The 23,955-nt window shown below is 59.1% G+C and carries 17 protein-coding genes and 1 pseudogene; 2 read left to right on the forward strand and 16 right to left on the reverse strand.

All coding sequences use genetic code 11. The annotated features are described in order from the left end of the window. Window positions 1–8: 8 nt before the first annotated feature. From CBW65_RS19615 to fdhF, 11 genes are all read right to left on the reverse strand, one after another. Entirely contained in the window at window positions 9–7,658 is a 7,650-nt protein-coding gene (locus tag CBW65_RS19615; RefSeq protein WP_087458289.1) for an amino acid adenylation domain-containing protein, read from the reverse strand. 107 nt (window positions 7,659–7,765) lie between these two features. After that, the gene (locus tag CBW65_RS19620) at window positions 7,766–8,905 is read right to left on the reverse strand and encodes an MBL fold metallo-hydrolase (protein ID WP_087458290.1); all 1,140 of its coding nucleotides are present in this window, start codon (window positions 8,903–8,905) and stop codon (window positions 7,766–7,768) included. Between the two features lie 55 nt (window positions 8,906–8,960). Continuing rightward, window positions 8,961–9,836 (reverse strand): NAD(P)-dependent oxidoreductase, encoded by an 876-nt coding sequence (locus CBW65_RS19625; RefSeq protein WP_087458291.1) that lies wholly within the window; start codon window positions 9,834–9,836, stop codon window positions 8,961–8,963. Between the two features lie 4 nt (window positions 9,837–9,840). After that, complete coding sequence (locus CBW65_RS19630; protein ID WP_087458292.1) at window positions 9,841–10,479, reverse strand: dTMP kinase; 639 nt, start codon at window positions 10,477–10,479, stop codon at window positions 9,841–9,843. Beyond that, on the reverse strand, window positions 10,454–11,287 hold the full coding sequence (locus CBW65_RS19635) for an isopentenyl phosphate kinase (RefSeq protein ID WP_157722073.1): 834 nt from the start codon (window positions 11,285–11,287) through the stop codon (window positions 10,454–10,456). The genes CBW65_RS19630 and CBW65_RS19635 overlap by 26 nt, the downstream gene beginning before the upstream one ends. Window positions 11,288–11,292: 5 nt before the next feature. Then, window positions 11,293–11,844 (reverse strand): thiamine pyrophosphate-dependent enzyme, encoded by a 552-nt coding sequence (locus CBW65_RS19640; RefSeq protein ID WP_232463375.1) that lies wholly within the window; start codon window positions 11,842–11,844, stop codon window positions 11,293–11,295. A gap of 10 nt (window positions 11,845–11,854) precedes the next feature. Continuing rightward, on the reverse strand, window positions 11,855–12,361 hold the full coding sequence (locus CBW65_RS19645) for a thiamine pyrophosphate-binding protein (RefSeq protein WP_087458294.1): 507 nt from the start codon (window positions 12,359–12,361) through the stop codon (window positions 11,855–11,857). A gap of 110 nt (window positions 12,362–12,471) precedes the next feature. Further along, a complete protein-coding gene (locus tag CBW65_RS19650) occupies window positions 12,472–13,710 on the reverse strand; it encodes an MFS transporter (protein WP_232463556.1) in 1,239 nt (412 codons plus the stop codon). Between the two features lie 128 nt (window positions 13,711–13,838). After that, complete coding sequence (locus tag CBW65_RS19655; RefSeq protein WP_087458296.1) at window positions 13,839–14,051, reverse strand: heavy-metal-associated domain-containing protein; 213 nt, start codon at window positions 14,049–14,051, stop codon at window positions 13,839–13,841. 1 nt (window position 14,052) lies between these two features. After that, complete coding sequence (locus tag CBW65_RS19660) at window positions 14,053–14,541, reverse strand: helical membrane plugin domain-containing protein (RefSeq protein ID WP_087458297.1); 489 nt, start codon at window positions 14,539–14,541, stop codon at window positions 14,053–14,055. Then, window positions 14,534–17,491 (reverse strand): formate dehydrogenase subunit alpha, encoded by a 2,958-nt coding sequence (gene fdhF / locus CBW65_RS19665; RefSeq protein ID WP_087458298.1) that lies wholly within the window; start codon window positions 17,489–17,491, stop codon window positions 14,534–14,536. Before fdhF ends, CBW65_RS19660 begins: the two co-directional genes overlap by 8 nt. Window positions 17,492–17,597: 106 nt before the next feature. On the opposite strand from fdhF, the gene fdhD reads away from it, so the two are divergent. Further along, complete coding sequence (gene fdhD / locus CBW65_RS19670) at window positions 17,598–18,389, forward strand: formate dehydrogenase accessory sulfurtransferase FdhD (protein ID WP_087458299.1); 792 nt, start codon at window positions 17,598–17,600, stop codon at window positions 18,387–18,389. A gap of 20 nt (window positions 18,390–18,409) precedes the next feature. Here fdhD and CBW65_RS19675 read toward each other — a convergent pair whose 3' ends face one another. Then, window positions 18,410–19,615 (reverse strand): MDR family MFS transporter, encoded by a 1,206-nt coding sequence (locus CBW65_RS19675; RefSeq protein ID WP_232463376.1) that lies wholly within the window; start codon window positions 19,613–19,615, stop codon window positions 18,410–18,412. Window positions 19,616–19,740: 125 nt separating this feature from the next. Here CBW65_RS19675 and CBW65_RS19680 point away from each other — a divergent pair, with 125 nt between their 5' ends. After that, on the forward strand, window positions 19,741–20,565 hold the full coding sequence (locus CBW65_RS19680) for a helix-turn-helix domain-containing protein (protein ID WP_087458301.1): 825 nt from the start codon (window positions 19,741–19,743) through the stop codon (window positions 20,563–20,565). Window positions 20,566–20,605: 40 nt separating this feature from the next. Here the strand turns inward: CBW65_RS19680 and CBW65_RS19685 are convergent, their stop codons facing one another. From CBW65_RS19685 to CBW65_RS19700, 4 genes and pseudogenes are all read right to left on the reverse strand, one after another. Then, window positions 20,606–22,546 (reverse strand): C2 family cysteine protease, encoded by a 1,941-nt coding sequence (locus CBW65_RS19685; RefSeq protein WP_157722075.1) that lies wholly within the window; start codon window positions 22,544–22,546, stop codon window positions 20,606–20,608. 62 nt (window positions 22,547–22,608) lie between these two features. Then, window positions 22,609–23,052: a universal stress protein gene (locus CBW65_RS19690; protein ID WP_087458303.1), complete on the reverse strand. Its 444-nt coding sequence runs from the start codon at window positions 23,050–23,052 to the stop codon at window positions 22,609–22,611. Window positions 23,053–23,338: 286 nt separating this feature from the next. Then, the gene (locus CBW65_RS19695) at window positions 23,339–23,689 is read right to left on the reverse strand and encodes a nuclear transport factor 2 family protein (RefSeq protein ID WP_087458304.1); all 351 of its coding nucleotides are present in this window, start codon (window positions 23,687–23,689) and stop codon (window positions 23,339–23,341) included. Between the two features lie 7 nt (window positions 23,690–23,696). Then, a pseudogene (locus CBW65_RS19700) lies at window positions 23,697–23,944 on the reverse strand (hypothetical protein). Window positions 23,945–23,955: the final 11 nt, after the last annotated feature.

Consider the following 23,955-nt stretch of genomic DNA (forward strand, 5'->3'; position numbering starts at 1 on the left):
GTGTGTGCTTATACGTTTTGTTCCAGCTTCGCATGGAAGCGGGCCAGCAGGTCTTCCATCCGTTCCTTGGCGAAACGCTGCGGCTGGTAGACGAGGGTCAGGTGGAGCTGATCTTCGTGCTCGCGGACGTACAAGGTCATCCAGAACTTCGAGGTCTGCTGATCTTCCAGCTCCAGCGTGGATAAGCGGAGTCCCGGCAACTCCACGTTGGTATCCGGCACGTTGATGAAGTTGAGCATGACATCAAACAATGGGCTGCGGCCGGGCGGAACGACCGGATGCAGTTCTTCGGTGATCTTGACGTACGGGATCTCTTGGTGCGAATACGCTTCCAGGGTCGTGTCGCGCACGCGGCGCAGCAGCTCGCGGAAACTCGGCGCACCGGACAGGTCGGTGCGCAGGATCAAGGTGTTCAGGAACATGCCGATCATCCCTTCCGTCTCCTCGATGCGGCGGCCGGCTGACGGGGTGCCGACGACGATGTCCTCCTGCCCGCTCAGCTCCTGCATAACGAGTTTGAACGCAGTGAGCAGGGTCATGAACGGTGAAGCGCCCTCATCTACACTCACTTTCTTCACGCGGTCGGTGAGCGATTGAGACAGCGCCATCGTGCATTTGGCGCCGAGCGCACCATCCGAAGTTTGCGCCGGATCGGTCGGCAGGTGCAGTTGCGGGAAGTCGCGGAGCTTCGTTTTCCAATAGCTCAACTGCCGCTCCAGCGTCTCCCCTTGCATCCAGTCGCGTTGCCAGATCGCGTAGTCGGCGAACTGGACAGGCAGGTCGGTCAGCGGTGAAGACTGCCCTTGCCGGTATGCTTCGTACAGCGTGACGAACTCGTTGACAAACACGCTTCTCGACCAGCCGTCAGAGATGATATGGTGCATGGTCAAGAGCAAGGCATGCTCCTCCTCGCCCAAACGTACCAGCGTGGTGCGCAGCAAGGGACCGGCGGCGAGATCGAACGGCTGCAACGCGGTTTCGCTCGCCAGTTCCATCAACTCGGCTTCGCGCTGCTCAGAAGCGGTCAGGTCGATCACCTTCAGCTCATGCTCCCGCTCCGGCGCGATGATCTGCACCGGTTGCCCGTCGATCACATGGAACGTGGTGCGCAGCGTTTCGTGGCGGCGGACGATCTCATTGACGCTCCGCGCCATCGCTTCGATGTCCAGCAAGCCGTCGACGCGCATCGCCACAGCGATGTTGTAGGCGTTGCTGCCCGGATTGCGCTGCTCAAACTCCCAGACGCGCAACTGCGGGAAGGAAAGCGGGATCTGTCCCGACCGCTCCGCTTTGACCAGCGGCGGCAGATCTGTGGAAGAGATGCTCGGATCATCACCGCCCAGCAGGTCGGCGAGGTAAGCGACGGTAGAGTTTTTGAACAAGGCACGCAGCGGCAGTTCGGCTTGGAACTCGGCGCGGATGCGCGAGATCAGGCGCGTGCCGAGCAGAGAGTGCCCGCCCAGTTCGAAAAAGTTGTCGTAGATGCCGACCGGGCCGGATTCCAGCAATTCGGCGAAGATGGCGGCCAGCTTCTCTTCCGCCGGATTGCGCGGTGCGACATAGGAATCATCCTCCTCCGTGCGGCCTTCAGGCGCCGGGAGGGCGCGGGTGTCGACTTTGCCGTTCGGGTTGAGCGGCAGGCGGTCGAGTGTGACATAGGCGCTCGGCACCATGTATTCGGGCAGCTTTTCTTTCAGATAGCCGCGAATGTCGGCCGCCTTGTCGTCGAGCACCAGATAGGCGACGAGGCGTTTGACGCCAACGTTATCTGCTCTCGCCAGCACGGCGCACTGCACCACGTCCGGATGCTGCTCGATCACCGCTTCCACTTCCCCGATCTCGATGCGGAACCCGCGGATCTTGACCTGGCTGTCGAGGCGGCCGGTGAACTCCAGCGTGCCGCCCGGCAGCCAGCGCACCGCGTCGCCCGTCTTGTACAGCAGCTCTCCGGCTGCAAACGGATTGGGCACAAACTTCTCCTCCGTCAAATCGGGGCGCTTGTGATAGCCAAGCGCCAGCCCGGCGCCGCCGATGTACAGCTCACCCGGCACGCCGACCGGAACGGGCTGCATGCGGCTGTCGAGGACATAGACCGAGGTGCCGGCGATTGGACGGCCGATCGGCAGGCTGTGTGCGTGGGCATCTTCCGGCGTGCTGACATGCACGGTCGCAAACGTTGTCGCTTCGGTCGGGCCGTATGCGTTGATAAAGCGGCCCTTCATCTGCTGGATCATCCGCTTGGCGTGCGGCATCGACATCGCCTCCCCGCCTGCCATCAGCACGCGAAGTCCGCTCAGCTCGTCGAGGCACTCTTCCGCCATCTGCAGGAAGAAGCCGGTGGTGAGGAAGAGCACGGTGATGCCTTGCTGCTTCAAGAACGCTCCCAGTTCTTTGGTCGACGCTTTGTACGGCGGGAACAGCACCACTTTGGCCCCGTGCACCAGCGGACCCCAGATTTCCAGCGTCGAAGCGTCAAACGCGACCGGCGAATATTGCAGCACGGCGTCGTCTTCCTGCCACGGGATGAACTCGGACGGGGTGACCAGACGCACGATCCCGCGATGCGGAGTCAAGACGCCTTTGGGCTTCCCGGTCGAGCCGGAGGTGTACATGATGTAGGCCAAACTGTCCGGTGTGGTCAGGCACGGGAGGTTGTCGACGTCTTCATCGGCCAGCTCTTTTTGAAGCCTTTCGATCACCAAGGTCTTTGCGGTGTGCGGAGGCAGTTGTTCCAGCAGGCGCTCTTGGGCGATGATCACGCGGACGCCGGTGTCTTCCAGCATGTAGGAAAGGCGTTCGGCCGGATACTGCACGTCAAGCGGAACATACGCGCCGCCCGCCTTCCAGATCGCCAGCATGGCCACGACCAGCTCAGGCGAGCGCTCCATCGCCACCCCGACCAGATGTCCGGCACCAACACCGCTTTTTTGCAACAGGCGGGCGAGACGGTTGGCCTGCTCGTTGAGGTTGGCGTAGGACAGGGTCTCTTTTTCAAAAGCGACGGCGGTCTTGTGCGGCGTTCGTGCCGCTTGCTGTTCGACCAGCACATGCACGGGCAGTTGCGGGTAATCGAGCTCATGACGGCTCCATGCGGACAGCACTTGGTCGCGCTCCGCAGCGGTCAGCAGCGGAAGCGAACCGATCGCCGTGTCCGGCTGTTCGGTGATCGCTCGCAGCAATTGCTGGAAGTGGCCGGCCATGCGGGAGATCGTCGTCTCGTCGAAGAGGTCGACGTTGTATTCGAAGGAGCCGTACAGACCGTCCGCGCTCTCTTCCATCGTCAAGGTCAGGTCGAATTTGGCCGTCTTCCCTTGCAGGCCAAGCCCGGAGAAGGTCAGACCCTCCGCTTCCACGCGGGTCTGCGGCGTGTTTTGCAGCGCAAACATCACTTGGAACAGCGGCGAGTGGCTGGCGCTGCGCTCCGGCTGCAGTTCGCTGACGAGCAGTTCAAACGGCACCTCTTGATTCGCATCGGCGTCGAGGGTCGTCTCTTTGACTCGCTTCAACAGTTCGCGGAAGCTCGGGTCGCCGCCGAGATCGGTGCGCATGACCAGCGTATTGACGAAAAAGCCGATCAGCCCTTCGGTCTCTTCGCGGGTGCGCCCGGCAGCAGGCACGCCAACCAAGATGTCTTCCTGAGCCGCATAGCGGTGCAGCAGCACGTTGTACGCGGCGAGCAGGGTCATGAACAGCGTCGCGTCCGCTTTTTTTGCCAGCTTGTTCAGTGCGGTGCGCTGCTCGGCCGACAAGGTGAAGCGCAGCGTGCTGCCGTTGTGCGTCTGCACAGCCGGGTGCGGACGGTCGGTGGGCAGTTGCAGCACCGGGAGCGGGCCATCCAGCTTTTCTTTCCAGTATGCGAGCTGGTTGCCAAAACGCTGCCCTTGGAGTTCCTGTTTCTGCCAGACGGCGTAGTCAGCGTATTGAATCGGCAGCTCAGGCAACTGCGGAGTACGCCCTGCCGCAAACGATTCATACAGGGCGGTCAACTCGCCGATCAGCAGGGAGATCGACCAGCCGTCGCTGGTGATGTGGTGCATGGAGAAGACGAGAATCCACTCCGACTCGGACATCGCAAACAGCTTGCAGCGCAGGAGCGGACCGGTGCTCAAGTCGAACGGGCGGTTCATCTCTTGATAAGCCAGTTCCATCATCTGCGCTTCCCGTTCCTCTGCCGGGAGTGTCGTCAGATCTTGCTGATCGATCCTCTGCCAGCGATGTTCGAGAATCACTTGCATCGATTCGCCGCCATCTTCTGCAAAAATCGTCCGGAGCGACTCATGGCGCTCGATGATCCCGTTCAAGCTTTTTTCCAGCGCCGCCACGTCCAGCGTTCCTTGCAGGCGCACCGCAAACGGCATGTTGTACGCCGACGAACCCGGCATCAGGCGGTCGGTCAGCCACATGCTTTGCTGGCCATAGGACAAGGGCAGCTTCTGCTCGCGGGAGGAGCGGGCGATTTTCGTTTCCTCGCCCCCCTCCTGCTCCGTTTGCCCTTCCAGCAAGCTGGCCAGCCCGGCCGGGGTCGGGGTGTCAAAGATCCGGCGCAGGGGCAGACGCACGCCAAATTCGCGCTCGATCCGCGAGATGACTTGGGTGGCGAGGAGCGAATGACCGCCGATTTCAAAGAAATGATCGTCTGCGCTGACCTCATCGAGATGCAGCACCCCGGCCCAGATCGCCGCGATTTTTTTCTCGACATGGGTGACAGGCGCAACAAACGGCCGCTCGATGCGGATGTCCGCGCCTTCCGGGCGGGGCAGATTTTTGCGGTCAACTTTGCCGTTTGGCGTCAGGGGCATGCTGTCCAGCACCACAAACGCGGACGGCACCATGTAGCCCGGCAGGCTGTCGGCAGCATAGCGGCGCAGTTCGCCTGTCTCGAAGGCAAACGTCCACTGCGGCACCACATAGGCGACGAGGCGGGGATCGTTTGGCACGTCTTCGCGCACCATGACCAGCACGTCGGCCACCGTCTCGTGCTGAGCGAGCACCGCTTCGATCTCGCCCGGCTCGATGCGGAAGCCCCGCACTTTTACCTGATCGTCGAGGCGTCCCGCAAACAGCAGGTTGCCGTCTGGCAAAAAGCGCACGCGGTCGCCCGTTCTGTACAGCCGTTCCCCTGCTGCCGCCGCAACGGTGACAAATTTTTCTGCGGTCAGCTCCGGACGGCCCAGGTATCCTTTGGCCAGCCCGGCTCCCCCGATGTACAGCTCGCCCGGCACGCCGGACGGCACCGGCTGTCTGACTTCGTTCAGCACATAGACGGTCGTGCCCGCGATCGGGCGTCCGATCGGGAGCCCCAACGCAAACGCTTCTACGGGCGTATCTCCCGGATCAAACAAGGTCGCCGTCACCGCCGCCTCGGTCGGGCCGTATGCGTTGATCCAGCGCACATGCGACGGCACGAGCGACTTCCACTGGGCATACAGATCGGCCGACGGCTTCTCTCCGCCGACGATCATCAAGCGCACCGACTCGGGCAAATGCAAGCCCGACTGTGCCATCTCCTGCACCATGCCATGCCAGTACGCGGTCGGCAGGTTCAGCACCGTCACGCTCTGGTCGGCGACGAGTTGGAGCAGATCCTGTACAGCCGGCACCTGCTCCCGGTCGCGCAGCACCAGCGCCGCGCCGGACAGCAAGGTCGGGAAGATCTCTTCGACCGCGATATCAAACGAGACGGATGAGAATTGCAGCACGCGATCACTCGCCGACAGTCCATACTCCGCGCTGACCGCCCGGTTGTGCTGGACGACCGCGCGATGCGGCAGCAGCACCCCTTTTGGCGTACCCGTCGAGCCGGACGTATAGATCACGTAGCACGTGGTATCCGCCGTACCCGTATGCACCAGTTGCGTTTCATCCGCAACGGCCCATGCCGCTTTTTGATCAAGCGATACGGCACGAACGCTTTCCGGCAAGCGGCACTGCAGATGCTCCTGCGTCAACACCAGCCCGGCCTGCGAATCGTTCAGCATAAAGGCAATCCGCTCCTGCGGGTAATGAGGGTCGAGCGGCAGATAAGCCCCGCCCGCTTTCAAGATGCCAAGCATCCCGATGATCATCTCAGGCGTTCGCTCCACGCACAGCCCGACTAGCAATTCCGGCCCGATGCCTTGCGCTTGCAAAAAGCTGGCCAGGCGCTCCGCCTGCACATCCAGCTCCCGATAGGTCAACTGCTCCTCACCGCAAATGACCGCGACAGCATCCGGCGTGCGCGACGCCTGTTCCGCCGCCAGTTCGTGTACCAGACGCCCGTCTTTCACGAGAGCAGCCTTGCCTTTCCACTCGCCAAGCAGCAGCTGCGACTCCTTCATCGTCAAAATACGCAATTCGCGAATGCTCTGCCCCGGGTCGGCCGCGATGCTTGCCAAGAGCGTCAGGAAATGCTCTTTCAGCCGCAGCATCGTCGCCTGCTCAAACAGCTCCGTGCTGTATTCCAGCTCGCAGTGCAGCTTTCCGGCAGTTTCCTTCATCGACAGGCTGAGATCGAACATCGCCGTCTCCTGCTCCAGCTGTTGGAAGCGCATCGTCACGCCGGGCAGCTCCTGCGTTTCCATCGGCACGTTTTGCAGCACAAAAAAGGCTTGGAACAGCGGCGTATGCCCGGCGCTGCGATCCGGCACCAGCTCGGCGACCAGCTTTTCATAAGGCAGGTCTTGATGCGCATAGGCGTCTAAGCAGACTTGACGCACCTGCTGCAGCAGATTGCGGAACGACGGCGCGCCCGACAGGTCGGCCCGCAGGACAAGCGTGTTGACAAAAAAACCGACCAGATTTTCCACCTGCTTGAGGTTGCGCCCGGCGATCGGCGAGCCCACCGTCAAGTCGGTCTGGCCGGTGTAGCGGAACAACAGCGTCTGATAAGCGGTCAACAGCAGCATGAACAAGGTCACGCCTTCTTGCAGACAGATCTCTTTCAGCCGCCCGGTCAAAGTTTCCGGAATCACAAAATGCTCTTTCTTGCCTGCGCCTGTCGTCCGGGCCGGGCGCGGACGGTCGGTCGGGAGCTGCAGCACGGGCAGTTCTCCGCCCAGCTGATCTTTCCAGTACGCCAACTGCTGCTGCAGTTTCTCGCCTTGCACATGCTCCAGCTGCCACTCGGCAAAATCGGCATATTGAATCTCCAGCTCCGGCAGCGGCGACGGCAAGCCTTGGGAAAACGCCGTATACAAAGCTGCGACTTCCTGCATCAAAATCCCCATCGACCAGCCGTCGGTGATGATGTGATGCATCACCATCAGCATCGAAAAACGCGCTTCGCCGGTCTGCCAGACGATCACGCGCAGCAAGGGGCCTTTTTTCAGGTCAAACGGCTCTCGCAGCGCCTGCTTGACCCCTTCCCGGCAGGCTTGCTGACGCTCCGCTTCCGGGAGGCCGCACAGATCGATCACCTGCACCGGCACGTCCATCGCCGAATGCACGATCTGGATCGGCGTTTCCTCTTCCTCATCAAACGTCGTGCGCAGCGATTCGTGCCGCTCGACGATCTCTTCCAAACTGCGGGACAGCACTTGCAGATCAAACGCGCCTTCAATATCAACCAATAGCGGAATATGATAAACCGGCAGACCGGGATCTAACTGTTCCATTAACCACAGCCGCTGCTGAGCAAACGACAGCAATGCTGTCAATTCAACTTGTGTGCTAGTGCTCATCTCTCCACCCGTCCTTTTCGCCTTCGTTTGCAATTATTTAATCTGTACAATTCATCAAATTAATTTTACCACAATAAAAACCACTTTCCAAAGGGAAAGTGGTTATTTTAGGAAGTGTGTTTAACTGCGCAGCGGTTCGGCCCTGTCTCCAGCTCCAATTGCTTGTCGCCGTCTGCCGCCAACAGCCCGCGATTGACTTGCACGATCTCCGCATAGTTTGGGGGCGCGGCACCGACGCGTCCGGCGACCAGCTCTGTAAATTGAGCGGGGTCGGCGGTGCGCATCAGGTCATTGTTCGCGCGAATCTCCTGCAGCGGCGCTCCGACATACCCGGCCGCTCCCGCTTCACGGGTCAGGTCGGAAAAATGCGCCGGGAGCACCACCACATCATCGGCGAGCCTGGCGATCGCGCCAAAGACCGTCTCGTACAGCTTCTGCGCCCACTCGTGGGCTTTGCCGCCGAGATCGGGACGCCCGAGCCCGCCGACAAACACCGTGTCCCCGGACAGCAGGTAGCGGTCTGCAATCAAAAAGGAAGTTGAGCCCGGCGTATGACCCGGTGTCGGAACGCGCAGCACTTTGACGGCCACCGCTCCAACGCGGATCACGTCGTGCTGCTCCAGCGGTACATAGGCGAGCTCTGCGCCTTCCATCTCCACGGCCGAGATTAGGTACTCCGCCCCGGCCGCACGGGCCAGGTGCTGCCCGCCTGAGATGTGGTCGGCATGCAAGTGCGTATCGACCACATAGCGGATCTTGGCGCCTTCCCGTTCGGCGAGCTGCAGATACTCTTCGACATGCCGGCCCGGATCACAGACCAGCGCTTCGCCACCAGATACGAGCAGGTAGGACAGACAGCCTTTGCCCATTCGAAGCACTTGGATCAGCTTCCAGTCGTCCGCTTCCGTCACGGTCACGCCGTGGTAAAACTGGCTCCATTCCTGCAAGCCTTTGTTCAGACAATATACGTCAAAGCCTTGGGCATCCAAAATCTTCGCCACGATCATCGCCGTGCGTCCGCGGCGGCAGATGACGGCAATTTTGCGATCCGCAGGCACGTTTTTCCATGCTTCGAGGCTTGCGTCCTCAAATTGAGCCAGCGGGATGTTGATCGACGGCAGCGCGTCCGTCTGAATCTTCCATTCGGCAAATTCCTTCGCGCTGCGCACATCGAGCAGCACGGCTCGGTCATCTTTTTGCTCAATCCAGCGCTGCAATTCAGCGGCGCTGAGCGGTTGTACAGCCAACCAGATCCCCTCCTCTACCGTTCATCGTATGTAGGCAGGGGCGATCGCTGTTCCGCTATTTCAAAAGCAGTTTGATGCACTCCGTCTGATCCACTTCCAGACCTTCTTGCTGGGCGGCCAGTTTGAACAGCTGCTGGGCCAGCGCGCCCATCGGGACGGACACATCGTACTGCTCCGCCACGGCGTGGGCAAGGCCGAGGTCTTTCAGCCGCACCGCCAGCGACGTCGAAACGGCGTCTTTCGGTTCCAGCAGACGGTCGAACAGCACGCCCATGTAGGTGGAGTAGCCGCGCATTGAGGAAAGGGCGGTGTGCAGGGTGTCCAGTTCGATGCCTGCTTTCAGCCCGATCGAGATCACTTCGCTGGCCGCCAGCAGATGCACGCTTTCCGCCAGGTTGTTCAGCACTTTCATCAGCTGTGCTTTCCCCGGTGCGCCGACATAGTGCAGTTTTGCCGTAAAGCCTTCCAACACAGGACGCGCCGACTCTACTGCCGCTTCGTTTCCGGCGATCACCATGCCCATCGTGCCTTTCAGCGCCCCTTCGCGCCCGCCGGACACGGGAGCTTCCAGATAGCTGATGTCCGCTGCCAAGAGGCGGTCATGCAGCGAGACGGCAAACCCCGGGCTCACCGTGCTCGTATCGACCAGGCAGAAGCCGCCCCGTCCGCTTGCCACGACCCCGGTCTCCTGATCGAACAGCAGCGTTTCCGCCGCCTCCTCGCCTTTTACGCAGAGGAACAAGAGATCGCACGTCTCGGCCAGCTCACGCGGCGTCGCGGCCACCCGTGCGCCCAGCGCTTCCAGCGCCTGCGCTTTCTCCACGCTGCGGTTGTACACCGCAACTTCATAACCGACTTCCAAAAGCCTTGTTACCACAGCCGATCCAAGAACGCCTGTGCCAATCCAGCCAATCTTTTTGAGAGAGTTCATAAGGCTAAACCCGACTCCCTTCCAACAACTGATCCACTTTTTTCATCACGGCGTCTGTAATCTTCTCCACATCCTGCATCGAGCTGACGACTTCCCAGCCGAAGCGGTCCGACCAGTCGATCATGCGCTTTCTCAGCTTGGTCTGGTGTGTCAAAAATGACTCCGGCTTGCACTCCGGGTCGCGGCCGCACTCGTAGACGTTAAAATCGTCTTTGCGCTCCAGCGCCACCTCGGGTGCGACATCGAAATAAAACGTCAGATCGGCCGGACGGAACTGCTGCGCGGTCAGCTCGATCCAGTTCGGATCACAGCCATACTCGATCTCCACCGCCGCATGCTTCATCCAATACCCGTCGAGCAGATAGACGACCGAAGGATCATCCAGATCATCGCGCGTCATCGTAATCCCGATCGCCCAGAACAAAAACATCGCCCGACTGTGCCCGTTCATCTCGCCGACGGCGTTTTTCATATCTTCGAGATCCACGTTGATCATCCGGCACTCCGGAAACTTTTGATGATCCTGAATGTCCCACTTGTCCAGCACTTTTACCGTCAGCCCGCGCGCTTCCAAAATCCGGCGCACCGCTTTGACCTGCGTGCTTTTCCCCGCTCCGTCACAGCCCGAAAACGCGATCAACATCTTCAACCAATCCTCTCTTCACCCACGGCCGGATCACCGTGCCTTGGGGCTTTTCCTCAAACAGCGCCGGCAACAATGCGCTCGCATCCCGCCCGCTGGTCACCACGCCTTCCACGCCCTGTTCCGCCAGGCGCAGCAGCGCTTCCAGCTTGTTTTTCATCCCGCCGGTGATGTCCTGCTTGCGCGAAGGCCCCGTGCAAAGCAGCACTTCCCGGTAGTTCTCCTTCGTCACCGCCGGAATCACCCGGCGCTCCAGACCATCCTCCGCGTATTCCAAGACCCCTTCCACATCGGTCAGCATCACGACGCGCTGCAAAGGCATCCGGTCGACGAACAGCTCCGGGATGTTGTCGCTGGAAAAAATGATAAACTCCCGCTTCAGATCAAACACCAAGTCCCCCGAAAAGAGGGGCACGACACCATGATCCAAAACATGCTGCACCGGCTCCACAAAAAACCGCACCGGGTGCTTGTCATCGGTCACCACAAATCCGCTCGGCTGGAACGGGTAGCAAGGCACCCCTTCCTCCCGAAAAATCTCCGTGACCAGCGACAGCCATTCAAACATCTTCACCGTCATCATCGACAGGTCGCGATCTTTCCACGGCAGCGAGGCGTCTTTCAAGTTATAGCGGATCGGCACGGCATTGCCGTACGAGCCGCCGCCGACGACGAGGATCAGGTTGCCGCGCAGCCGGTCCCACGCCGAAGCGATCGTGCGCGCATACTGCCGCACCATCTCTTTATTGGGCGCGCAATAGCCGTTTTTATCGGTCAGCAGACTGCCGCCAATCTTGACCACAAACATGCCGCTCACCCTTTCTGTGGTTCCAGCCGAAACCGCTCCACGAGCTCCTGCGGCGTCCAGTGGATCCGCTTTCCGATCTTTTCTGTGCGCGGCGCGATCATCGCCTGCACAAACGTCAGGCCTTCCAGCCCGTCCAGCTGGGCAAATTCGCTCTCGTCGCGCACCTGCACCGCATGGCCGTATCCGGCAGCCCGCGCCACGTCGACCATGTTCTCAAACTGCACCGGCTTCTGTCCGCCCGTGCTCTCATACATCCGGTTGTCCAGCACGACATGCACGAGGTTCTGCGGCTGCTCCGCTGTGATCATCGCGATGATGCCGAGGTTCATCATAAACGAGCCGTCCCCGTCCAACACCACCACTGTCTTGTCCGGGTGCGTCAGCGCCAAGCCCAGTCCCACCGGCGCGGCCATCCCCATCGAGCCAAGCAGGTAAAAATTGTTTGTCGTGTCCTGCAGATTGTAAAAGTCCCGCGAGATGTACCCGCAGGTGCTCACATAGAGCGCGTCCGGATACCGGTTCAACACCGCTTGCATCGCATCTGTCATCTTCATCATCTCGCTCACCTCACACCTTTTCCGAAATAATCAAAGCAACCGGCTGTTGCACTTCGTCCACCTTGCGCAGACATTCCTCAACGCTCGCTTCCGGCGCCTCCGGGTCGAGCAAGACGTGCGGCACATTGATCGACCCCAGCACATCCAGGAGCCGCTCGCCAATGATGTCGTGCTCCACCGCGTCATTCGAGCCGGCCGCCCCGCGCCAGGAGATGACCAGCACCATCGGAATGTCGTAGATCAACAGCATCGAGGTCAAAACGTTTAAGCAATAGCCAACCCCGGAGTTCTGCATCAGCACGACCGGCTTCTCACCGCCCAGATACATCCCGGCGGCCAGACCAAGCGCCGAGTCTTCGCGCACCGAGCTCACATAGCGCAGTCGGGGCGCTTCCTGCAGCATCTCCTCTTCCAAGAATCGAAACGCTCCCTTGAGCAGCGAACACGGCACACCTGTATAAGAACGATACCCATTGTCCAGCAACGTCGTCAAAAATCGTTCAGCCACATTGTTCATATAAAATCTCCTTTGTTTAGTACGTTGTAACAATTATAATCTATTATCCAGCATAATTAAAGTGTAAAATTTCAGAAAACAACTATACCTATACAAAGCAAAACCTCCACTTATGCAGTGGAGGCTTGCTGTGCTTTATAGTTCCGGATCGCCGGCAGGAAAAAAGCCACGCCGGCGATCAGCATTTCCAGTGCGCCGCTCCATAAAAAGACTCCCTGCACGCCAACCGTTTCCACCAGATACCCCCCTGCCGCCTGCGCGATCGGCACGGAGCCGGACATCAGCAAAATCATCACCGAGATCACCCGCCCCATCAGCTCCGGCGGGATGACCGACTGGTTGACGCTGGGCGCAATCACGTTGATCGCCGCATCGGTGATCCCGATCAGAGCGATCAACAGCAGCGCCAGCCACAGATGCCCGGCCAGACCCAACGTCACAAAGACCAGCCCTTCTGCAAAACAGGCGATCAGCGTCATCCGCGGCGTGGGGCGTTTGATGATGATCACCGCAAACAGAATCGCCCCAAACGTCCCGCCGATGCCGATGCTCGTGTTCAGCCATCCGTACTCCCGCGCCCCGCCGCCAAACCCTTCCGCCAGAAACGGCACCGCAATCGGCGCGACACTGGAACAGGCGTTCACCAAAAAAGCGACCAGAGACGTGGTCAAAATCAACGGGGTCTTCAAAATATAGAGAACACCTTCTCCTAAGTCCTTCCAATAGGAACGTTTCACGGCTGCCTGCTCTTCCGTTCGGGCAAAATCGATCCTGACAAAACTGAGCAGCACCAGCTCGGCCAAAAATGCCGCCGCAACGATCGCCAGCACCGCCTCGTTGCTGCCAAGCGCCACCAGCGTGCCGCCAACGAGCGGCCCGATGATCACCGTCGTCTTCATCGCGATCATCAACAGCCCGCTCGCCTGTGTGTAATACTCCGGCTCGACCAGCCGCTGCCGGACCGCCGAAGCGGCCGGCCAGAAAAATGCCTCCAGCACCCCAAACACAAACGCCGCCGCAAACAGACTCCAGAGCGGCAGCGATCCGAAGAGCGCCAAAGCCAGCATCGCGCCGCTGGTCAGCACCCGCATCCATTCGCAGAGGATCATCCCCCGGATCGGATGCAGCCGGTCGACCAGCACCCCGGCAAACAGCGTCAGCACCACGCGCGGCACGCCCAGCGTCAAAAACAGCGCCCCGACCATCGCCGCCGAGCCGGTCGTCTCCACCACCATCCAGGTCAGCGCCAAAGCAAACACCGTGTCGCCAAGCCCGGCAAACAAACTGCCCGTCCAATAAAATAAAAAATTGCGATTTCTAAAAATCTGTGTCGAGAACATCCGATCCACCTCAAACAAGAATAAACACCACTTTATCACACTTCTAGACAATAAAGGAAGACTGCACAAAAAAGGAAGCCTGCGCGAACAGGCTTCCTCACTCTCTCCTTGCTACTTGTTGCACGGAGTTCTTTTTTTTACTCAACGGTCGTATCAAAACCGCAATCGACGATCGCTTGTTGAAAATCTTGCGGGGACGCCGCCTGCTCATCGTATTTAACGGTCACTTCCCCGTCATGGAAGTTCAGCGCCACTTCCTGAATGCCCCAGACCTGGCGCAGCGCATGACCGACTTTTTCGCCGTCGACCGGCTGTTTCATGCCGCGGATCACCATTTTTTGTGTTGCCATCTCACTCCCTGCCTTTCGCGGCGCCCATCCCGCGCAGGAAGTTCAGCATCATCCCGATCGACGATGTCACCTGCGGGTCGCGCATTTGCTTAAACAGATCGAAGAGCCCCGGTTTCTTCTGCGGACGCTCAGCATCCGGCTGGACGGCGTTGTCCACGCCGGATGCCACTGCGCCAAGCATCGTCTGCAGTTTGTTCGGGTCGAGCTGCGCCAGAAACTGCATGGTGTTCATGCCGTTTTTGATCATGTTTTGCGCGCCCGATTTGTTCAATTGGTTCATGCCGATCACGCCGATCTGGTGGCGGCTTTTCAGCGCGCCGTGCGCCATGTCCAACGCGCCGGATTCATGCAGTTCGCCCAGCACGTCGAGGAAGGTGAGCAAGGCGTCTTTGTTTTTGGCGACGGCGCTCATCACTTCCTGCAAGGCTTCCGCTTCCTGCTCCGCTTGCGTTGGCACCCGTTTTTCAATCGTGGTCGTCGCTTTAGCCACGCTGCCCGCCTCCTTCGATCTCGTCCGGGATCGGGGTGTAATCGTCGCGCTGCCATTTTTCTTCAATGCGCACGCCGATCTGCGGCTGACGGTTGCCGAAACGGTGGTTCCATTTCGGGAGCGGACGCTCGCCGCTCGCCTCCAGCACTTCCATTTTCACGCTCATCTCCTTGTAGTTCGGCGTGTGCGTGATTTTGTCGTGGTAGGAAGAAGTCAGCTTGTTCACCGCGCCTTCGCCGCGCGAGTTCATCGTGATGTACAGCTCGCGTCCGCGCACGCGGTCGGTGACTTCGACGTGGACTTTGACGCTGCCGTACGGGGAGGTCAGCCGCACCAGCGCCCCGGAGCGAATGCCGCGCTCCTGAGCCAGCTCCGGCGAGATCTCCAGCCATTCGCGCGGTACTTTGTGCGTCAGGCCTTCCGATTTGTAGGTCATGTTGCCTTCGTGGAAATGCTCCAAGAGACGGCCGTTGTTCAGATGCAGATCGTACCCTTCGCCCGGATCGAACGGCGGTGTCCACTCGACCGGGAACAGACGCGCTTTGTCATCGGGGAACGCAAAACGCTCCGTGAACAAGAGCGGCGTGGAAGTTCCGTCCGGCTCGACCGGCCACACCTGCGAGTTCCAGCCGTCCAGACGGTCATACGACACCCCGGCAAAAATCGGGGCGAGCGTCGCCGCCTCGGCCATGATCTCAGCCGGGCTCTGGTAGTTCCAGTTCGCCCCGAGGCGGTTGGCGACCAGTTGGATGATCTCCCAGTCCGGCTTGGAATCGCCAAGCGGATCAAGCGCCTTGTAGAAGCGCTGGATGCGGCGCTCCGTGTTGGTAAACGTGCCGTCTTTCTCCAAGCTCGGCGCGGCCGGCAGCACAACATCGGCAAATTGCGCCGTGCGCGTGAAGAAGATGTCCTGCACCACAAAGAACTCCAGCTGTTCAAACGCCGAATCCACATGGTTGGAGTTCGAGTCGACCAGCCCCATGTCTTCGCCAAACAGATACATCGCCTTCAGCTTGCCACTGTGGATCGTCTCGATCATCTGGTGGTTGTTCAGGCCCGGCTGCTCCGGCAGTTTCACGTTCCATGCTTGTTCATATTTGGCGCGCACTTCCGCGCTTTCCACCGCTTCATAGCCGGGGAACCAGGCCGGCATCGTGCCGAAGTCGCAAGCGCCCTGCACGTTGTTGTGGCCGCGCAGCGGATACGCCCCGGTGCCTTCGCGGCCGTAGTTGCCGGTGACGAGCAGCAGGTTGGAAATCGCCGTCGAAGTGTCCGTCCCGCCCAAGTGCTGGGTGACGCCCATCGCCCAGCAGATGCAGACCGACTTCGCTTCGTGGATCATCGTTGCCACCTGAATCAATTGCTCGCGGGTCATGCCCGTTTTTTCGCTGGCGTACTCCAAGGTGTACGGTTCCAGCGACGCTTTGTACTCCTCGAAGCCGTTGACGCGGCTCTGCAGGAACGCTTGGTCCTCCCAGCCTTGGTCGAGGATGTATTTCGTCACGGCCGACAGCCAGATCAGGTCGGTGCCCGGATTCGGGCGCAGGAACAGGTCGGCGCGCTCGCCGAGCTCATGTTTGCGCAGGTCGAGCACGAGCAGCTTTTGCCCGCGCAGCTTTTGCGCCCGCTTGATGCGGGTGGCGAGCACGGGATGCGATTCGGCCGGGTTGGCCCCGACCACCATGACGAGGTCGGTGGCGGCGAGGTCGCGGATCGTGCCGGAGTCGCCGCCGATGCCGACGGTGCGCATCAGGCCGGCCGTCGCCGGGGACTGGCAGTAGCGCGAGCAGTTGTCCACGTTGTTCGAGCCCATCACGGCACGGGCGAACTTTTGGAAGATGAAGTTCTCTTCATTGGAGCACTTCGAAGACGCGATATAGCCGATCGAGTCCGGGCCGTATTTTGCTTTGACCCCGCCCAGTTTTTCGGCGATCAGGTCGAGCGCTTCGTCCCATGTCGCTTCGACAAACTTGTCCCCTTGGCGGATCAACGGCTTGGTCAGGCGCTCTTCACTGTTGATGAAGTCCCAGCCGAACTTGCCTTTGACACAGGTCGAGATGCCGTTGACCGGCGCTTCCGCCTGCGGTTCGATCTTGAGGATCTTGCGGTCTTTCGTCCACACTTCAAACGAGCAGCCGACACCGCAGTAGGTGCAGACCGTCTTCGTGCGCTTGATGCGGTGGTCGCGCATCGCCGACTCGATCTCGGAGATCGCAAAGATCTCCTGGTAGCCAGGCTCCACCGCTTTGGTCAGGTCGATCATCGGCAGGAGCAGGTCGTTGGGAATGCCGGTCAGGTAGCCCGCTTCGCCGAGCATCGATTTTTCCATCAGCGCATTGCACGGGCAAACGGTGACGCAGTGCCCGCAGGAAACGCAGGAGCTTTCATCGATCGGACGCCCGTCATCCCACAGCACGCGCGGCTGCTCCATGCTCCAGTCGATCGTCAGCGTCTCATTGACCTGCAGATCCTGGCACGCTTCCACACAGCGGCCGCAGAGGATGCACTGGTCCGGCTCGTAGCGGTAGAACGGATGGGAGTTGTCGGGCGGATACGGCTTGGGGGTAAATTCGTATTTGTTGTGCTCCACTTGCAGATATTCGGCCGTGTTGTGCACTTTGCAGTTGCCGTTGTTGTTGTCGCACACCGTGCAGTACAGCTCGTGATTTTTCAAAATGCGCTGCATCGCTTCGAGCTGCGCCGCTTGAGCTTTCTCCGAGACGGAGTTGACCGTCATGCCGGGCTCGGCGGGCGTCGAGCAGGCACGCTTCAGTTCACCGTTGATCTCCACCATGCAGGTGTCGCAGCTTTGGATCGGGCCGAGCTGGGTGTGGTAGCAGATGTTTGGCATGTAAAAATCATGCGCTTCTGCCGCCTGCAGCACCGACTGGCCGGGTTGGCACGTAAATTCCTGATCGTTGATTCGTATGGAAAATGGCTGATCGCTCATCAATAACACCGCCTGTCCGAAACTTTCTGTAACAATTCAAGTATTGCCAGCTTTTGCATCCGAATACGCCACGGCTATAATGGAAACACAGGAGGTGTGTTTCAACATGCGCAAAGTCGTGAATCGTTCCGTCCTCACCTATCACAACGGGGTGATCGAACACCGCGAAGATCCCGTGGTGACCGAATATCCGCTCACCATCTTTTTGAATGACGAGGAGTTTGCCACGCTGGTCTGCACACCGGAGCATCTGGAGAGCTTAACGGTGGGCTTTTTGGCGTCCGAAGGGGTGATCTCCAGTTACGCGGACATCAAAAGCGTGCTCGTCGAGGAAAATCGCGGCTTGGCGCATGTGGAAACCCACCGCGTGAATGCGCTTTCACAAAACTTGCACTCGAAGCGTTATCTCACGTCTTGCTGCGGGAAAAGCCGCCAGAGCTTCTACTTTTACAACGACGCCAAAACGGCGAAAAAGCTCACCGCCGTGCGGGTTCAGCTGACCGTGCAGGACTGTTTCGCCTTGATGCAGGCCATGCAGGGCGGCGCCGACATCTTCCGCGAAACGGGCGGCGTGCACAACGCCGCCCTCTGCGACAAGTCGGGCATCGTCCTCGCCCGCCTCGACATCGGCCGCCACAACGCGCTGGACAAAATCTACGGGCACTGCCTGCAGCACGACATCCCGCTCGATGACAAAGTCATCGTCTTCTCTGGGCGCGTCTCTTCAGAAGTGCTGCTAAAAGCTGCAAAAATCGGCTGCGAGATCGTCCTCTCCAAATCGGCCCCCACCGAGCTCGCCCTCGATCTTGCCGACGAACTGGGGATCACGGTGGTCGGATTCATCCGCAACCGGTCGCTTAATGTCTATACGCATGCCCAACGCATTTTAGCTGAATAATTGGATATTCCATACAAGGATTAAAATTCCTGCCGATACCGCCGCTGTGCCCCGACAAAACAAGGCACGGCGAGCAGCGTAAGCAGCATCAGAATGCCAAACACCAGCGGCCCCTGGCCAAAACCCAGCCAGCCCAGCAGCAGCCCCCCTGCCCACGGACCGGCGCTTTGACCGAGGAACGGGAACCCGCCCGCGCCGAAGTACGCGCCGCGCAGGTTTTCCGGAGCGAGCTGACCGATGATCACGTCCCCGATGATGAAGCAGAGAATCTCTCCGATCGTCATCACTATCATCGCGAGAATTAGCAGGAAGAGATGATCGAACAGTCCAAATCCCCACAGCCCCGCCGCAAACAGCACGCCGCCTGTGGTGAGCGCCCTGAGCGCCGACCACTTTTTGGTGAAATGAATCACCGGGTATTGGAGCAGCACGACGGAAATCGTGTTGGTGAGCAGCAGATAGGTATAGATCTGCACTCCGTCCACAAAACCGGGTGCGCTGCCGAGGTATTGGGCCAGCGTGGTCTCGATGTGGGCATAGGCGGAGTAGACAAACAGATTGCCCAGCAGAATGAGTCCAAACACTTTGTCTTGGAATACCACCCGCACCGTTTCGGCAAACGAGACCCTTTCCCCGCTGCCCTGTCGTTTCGGCTCGCCGTATACTTTCCACAATACGGCTACCCCCACCCCGTATACTGCGTAGATGCCCGCCGTGATCAAGAGCGGCAAGGTCGAGTGTGCGCTGCCCAGCATCACGCCGGCCAGCGGGCCCAGCGCCGCGCCGAGGTTGATCGCAAAGTACCGTGCGTTAAACACCGACAGTTGTTGTTCGCACGGCGTGATGTCTGTCAAAAGCGCCCTCGCCGTCGGCTCAAACACGTTCCGCCCCAGCCCGCTCAGCGCGCTCAAGACCAGAAACGCCCAGACCGCATCGGCGAGCGAAAACAAAGCGAACACCCCTGCCCAGCCCAGCATCGAGACCACCATCACCGGGAAACGCCCGACGCGGTCGGACAGCGTTCCGCCAAAAAACGAAGCCAGCGTGCCGACCAGAAAGCTCGTCGCAAGGATCGTCCCGATCAGCTCCGGGCTCAAGCCTTTCACTTCATGCAGATAGATCGCCAAGTACGGCATCGTCATGTAAAATCCGGCACGTGCAAAAAACGTCCCGATGATCACGCCCCACGCTACCGGATGGAACCGCGAAAAAATTTTTCCCAACATTTCCATCAAACCCCTTCCCAAATATACCTATGTGGGGTATAGTATATCACAGAAGCACAGTTCAGACTTCTCAGTTGTTGCGCTCTTGTCTTCTCAATTCCTAAGAGAAAAGCGAGGCGGTTGACGTGCCTTATTTAAAATTTGAATTGCCCAATAGCAAAATTCGCATCCTCCATCTTGACCCGATGGGTTCGGACGTCCTACATACGCATCAAGACGAATACCAGATCTCCATTCCCTTGGTCGGCAATCCTTATTGCGAGATGAACCATACCAAGGTGGTGCACCTCTCCCAGCACCAGCGACTGGTCACCATGCCGGAGACGACACACCGCCATTTTACTCAGGAGCAGCCGGCGAAGATTTTGCTGCTCGATGTCAAAGCGAAATTTCTGCAAAAAGTGCTCCGCGACCGGCTGCACTGCGAACCTGGCACGATCGAATTCGCCACGGTTGGCGTTGGGTCGTCCGACGGTTTCCGCAAGATCGCCGAAGCCTTGCTCCGCCAGTCGATGTTCGGCGGGACCGACGCTGCACAGCTGGCCGAGTGGGAGCTGGAGCTGGTCAATCTCCTGCTCTCGCTCCACCCCGGTTCCCACCACAGCCAGTGGCTGTCCAGCGTGCCGGGCGAGATGCATCCGGCGCTGCAAAAAGCGCTGGAGTATATCCATGACACCTATGCGGAGGAATTGTGCCTCGACTATCTGGCCGAGATCTCCGGCATCTCCAAGTTCCATCTGATCCGCCTGTTCCGCGAGACGATCGGCCAGACGCCCAGCCACTACATCAACGAAGTGCGCCTGACCCGCGCCGTGGAAATGCTGACCGCCACCGACCGCGAAGTGACCGATGTGGCGCTCGATGCCGGATTTGGCAGCTTGAGCACGTTCCACCGGGCGTTTAAGAAAAAGTACGGCGTCAGCGCCGGGCAGTACCGCAAGATTCGCTAGGAGCATCAAAAGAACCGCACAGAAGCTGTGCGGTTCTTTTTTACGGCATATTGACGCTATGCAACGTATGAAAGCGTTTGGTCAGGTCGGACAGTTCCAGCCAGAACTCGCCGTTCCCGCCCTTGACTTCTTTGGCTTCTACAGCCCCTGAGAAAAACTTTTTGCCATAAGTGCGGCCGTAATTGCCCCATGGATTGCGGACTTTCACTTCTTTCAGGCCGCCGTTGTCCCGGTAATCGAGCACAGCGTACACGTGACGCCCGACCAGGCCTTTTGCCATCTGTTCCCCGCCGCTGTGGCCGACTCCGAAAATGCCTTTTTTCGGCGAGGCGATCTTATCATGCGAGGAGATCGCCATCGGATGTTTGGCGTCCACCGCTTGTTGAATCGCTGCGAACGTATCAAGCTGTGTTTTGGTGTACTTCCCTGTGCCCCGCTTGCCGGAATACAAGTTGCCCGCTTCGAGGTGTTTGCGGATGATGTCACGCGTAGGTTTGGACAGACCTTTTTTCTGCAAGTAGACATCGATCTCAACCGGATAGACGTGTTTTTGCTGTTCGTGCAGCTTTTTGATGCCGTCGGCGAGGTCAGGGTCGGCGAACAGCTCCATCTGCTGGTCCGGAGTCAATTGGCTCTTGAGCGCACTCATCATCAGCCAACTGCCGTCTTTGGCCTCGGACTGATAGGTCTCCACCGACTTGTACACCGCTTCATGTCCTGTCAAGTGTTCGAAGGCAATGCCGGCGATCCCGCTGGCGAGCTGCTCAAACGTGTTTTCTTTGAGCGGAACGCGCTCCTCCCCCCGGCCGTAATAGCCTGCTGCGGCGTACGCTTTCTCCAGCAATTGAACCCAGAGCGTGCCTTGCGCATTTTCATCCGTCTTGTCTTTGCCGCTCGTGCGCTTCACCACCGACTTCTCGATGGTGACTTCGCGGGGGGTGAACGTTTTCTTGCCGTTTTTCCCTTCGACGTCAAACATCTTGACCGTGACGGTGCCGTTGCCGTTGTCGCGCATCATGCCGGAGATCAGGCCGGGGGACTTGTTGACCAGGGCGAGGACGGCAGCCAGCAAGTAACAATCTCCGATGTACCCTTGCTTGACATCGTCAAGCTTCGGCGCATGCGGAAAGAGAGGTTGGTAGAGAGCGTCCGGATTCGGTTTCTCGTACCCCAGTTCTCCATCCTTCTTCAGCAAATTGAAGTCGCTCACAGCGGTGCGCACCACATAGCCCTCTCGAAACGCGAGATAATTTTTCGAACCGGCCATCTCGGCGCTGGGTCGCACTTTATAGTAATCTCCCGCTTTCAGGCCGGACGGGCCGGCCGCCGGCTTTTCAAACTCGCAGAGATACCCTTTTTTCGCCACGCCGATCGTGTTGCCCATCTCGTCCAAAATACGTTCGTTGGTGGAAAAAAATCCGCCTTCCACACTCTGGCCGCCGACATCCTTCTTTTTGGACAGCTCCGGATTGGCAACGCGTTCCTCCGGCAGGCTCGGCAACAGCGTCCCGGGAGCGTCCATCTCTTTCCACTCCGCCCCCATTCTGCGCACGAGATCATTGATCGCTGCAGCGCGGTGCATCCAGAGATCGCTCACGTCTTGTTTGGCATTGCCGCCAATCGCGGTGTACTCCGTCTGCCATTTTGTAATCTGCGCGTCCAGCTCGAGCAGGATGGACTCACGTTTCTCCGCCGCAGCAGGCAGCAATTTGGAATAGGCAGCAGCAAGCGCGCAAATGCGCCCCCAGGTACCTTTGGCGGCAGCATCCTGCACAGCCGGCCAGGTCGTCCACGTGTCGGGCGAGCGCTGGATGGTCATCTGGCTTTGCAAATATTGTACGGTCTTTCGGTTGCCTGCGTTTTGCTGCATCTGCAGCAGTTGCTGTTGCGAAGGCATTCCGGCGGCCGATTGGAATTGAGCAGAAGTAGTGGGCCGTGCTTGGCTGCGCGGCCCCGGTCCTTTTGGTACAGTAGTGCGCATGGCAGTCAACCTCATTTAATCAATGGTATATTATAATTTAATTATACCATGATTGCGCAACGTTAGCGAACGATTAATACCGGAAGTTTCGCGTAATGCAAAACTTTCGCCGACACGCTGCCGAGCAGGACCGACTCGACGACGCCGTGGCCTTCTGCGCCGAGAACGAGGAGGTCGTAGTTGCCCGCTTCCGCTTCTTTGAGGATGGATTCGGATGGTACGCCGAGCTTGGTGAGGTGCGCGACGCGCTCTTGGTGCGGGAACTGCTCGACGGCACGGGAAGCCGGGGTGATGTCCGGGAGCACGCCGTCGTCGGAGTTTACATCATAGTCGAACCGAAAGCCGACCGGAGCGTAGGCTGCGACAACAGATGCTGCCAACGGCTGGTGCGCGTATAAGAAGGTGATCTGCACATCCGGGAGTGTGTCATGCGCTTCTTTTGCCCAGTGGAGCGCTTTTTCGGATGCTTTGGAACCGTCGACAGCTACAAGAATTTTTTTATACATGAGAATTTCCTCCTCAGGATTCGTGTCGTTGTTTCTGTCTTCATTGTACGTCCCCTAGCACATGTTGTAAGTCGGGAGGTTCCCTGATCTTCGGAGCAGAACTCCCTGATCAGGAATAAATGGGCAAAAAAAGACCCTCGCATCTGCGAGGGCTACGGCATGGCGCCGCTTCAATTTGGAAGATATCGGGTTAGGCTTCTTCTCTTTCAATATAAGCCAGATTGACAGGCTTTTCTATCAGGGAATTCCCTGAACTTTGTCTCAGGGTGTCAGGGAAAATGCGAAATCAGCGGATAAAGCGCACGTGCTGAATCAAGTCATCGGCGATTCGGTACACCGCGACGACATGCGAGACTTCGCCTGGACTGCGTTTGGCGTGGCCGGTCACGTTTTCTTCGTCGAGGACGTAGTTGCCCACGGCGATGCGGGAGACCAGTTTGCAGTGCAGCTCCGGGCTTTGCTCGAACATGGCCGCGTAGCTTTTGTACATGTTTTCCCAGCCTTGCATGAGAATGTTGCCTTCTGCGTCTTCTACGACGATGTCTTGCGCATAGCAGGCCATGAAGGCTTCGATGTCGCGGTTGTTGTACGCTTCCAACTGACGCTGCGCCGGGAGGGTGATGTCAGGTGTGGTCACAGGTATGTCATTCCTTTCGCAAGATCTTTTCCAGTTCGATCTCGTCTTGAATTTTGATGCCGTCGTTGCCGATCAGCGGGATCTGCGGCTTGATCTCCCGCGCTTTTGGTAGAAGCGGAGCGCATGCAGATTGTCGTTCGTGGTGATCAGACCAAGGGGCTCGCTGCCGTGCAGGGCGACGAAGCCGGGCAGCTTGTCCACGTGGTGAATGCCTTTGGAATAGACCATCTGCGGGCTGCCCCACTGCTCGATCAGGAAGTCGCGGA

This window comes from Tumebacillus avium (assembly GCF_002162355.1).
GTDB lineage: Bacteria > Bacillota > Bacilli > Tumebacillales > Tumebacillaceae > Tumebacillus_A > Tumebacillus_A avium.

What these genes read in the sequence shown, in the direction of transcription:
- CBW65_RS19615 (WP_087458289.1), bottom strand. Translation starts at nt 7,658, where the DNA reads ATGAGCACTAGCACACAAGTTGAATTGACAGCATTGCTGTCGTTTGCT.
- CBW65_RS19625 (WP_087458291.1), bottom strand. Translation starts at nt 9,836, where the DNA reads ATGAACTCTCTCAAAAAGATTGGCTGGATTGGCACAGGCGTTCTTGGA.
- CBW65_RS19630 (WP_087458292.1), bottom strand. Translation starts at nt 10,479, where the DNA reads ATGTTGATCGCGTTTTCGGGCTGTGACGGAGCGGGGAAAAGCACGCAG.
- CBW65_RS19635 (WP_157722073.1), bottom strand. Translation starts at nt 11,287, where the DNA reads ATGTTTGTGGTCAAGATTGGCGGCAGTCTGCTGACCGATAAAAACGGC.
- CBW65_RS19640 (WP_232463375.1), bottom strand. Translation starts at nt 11,844, where the DNA reads ATGATGAAGATGACAGATGCGATGCAAGCGGTGTTGAACCGGTATCCG.
- CBW65_RS19645 (WP_087458294.1), bottom strand. Translation starts at nt 12,361, where the DNA reads ATGAACAATGTGGCTGAACGATTTTTGACGACGTTGCTGGACAATGGG.
- CBW65_RS19655 (WP_087458296.1), bottom strand. Translation starts at nt 14,051, where the DNA reads ATGGCAACACAAAAAATGGTGATCCGCGGCATGAAACAGCCGGTCGAC.
- fdhF (WP_087458298.1), bottom strand. Translation starts at nt 17,491, where the DNA reads ATGAGCGATCAGCCATTTTCCATACGAATCAACGATCAGGAATTTACG.
- fdhD (WP_087458299.1), top strand. Translation starts at nt 17,598, where the DNA reads ATGCGCAAAGTCGTGAATCGTTCCGTCCTCACCTATCACAACGGGGTG.
- CBW65_RS19675 (WP_232463376.1), bottom strand. Translation starts at nt 19,615, where the DNA reads ATGTTGGGAAAAATTTTTTCGCGGTTCCATCCGGTAGCGTGGGGCGTG.
- CBW65_RS19685 (WP_157722075.1), bottom strand. Translation starts at nt 22,546, where the DNA reads ATGCGCACTACTGTACCAAAAGGACCGGGGCCGCGCAGCCAAGCACGG.
- CBW65_RS19690 (WP_087458303.1), bottom strand. Translation starts at nt 23,052, where the DNA reads ATGTATAAAAAAATTCTTGTAGCTGTCGACGGTTCCAAAGCATCCGAA.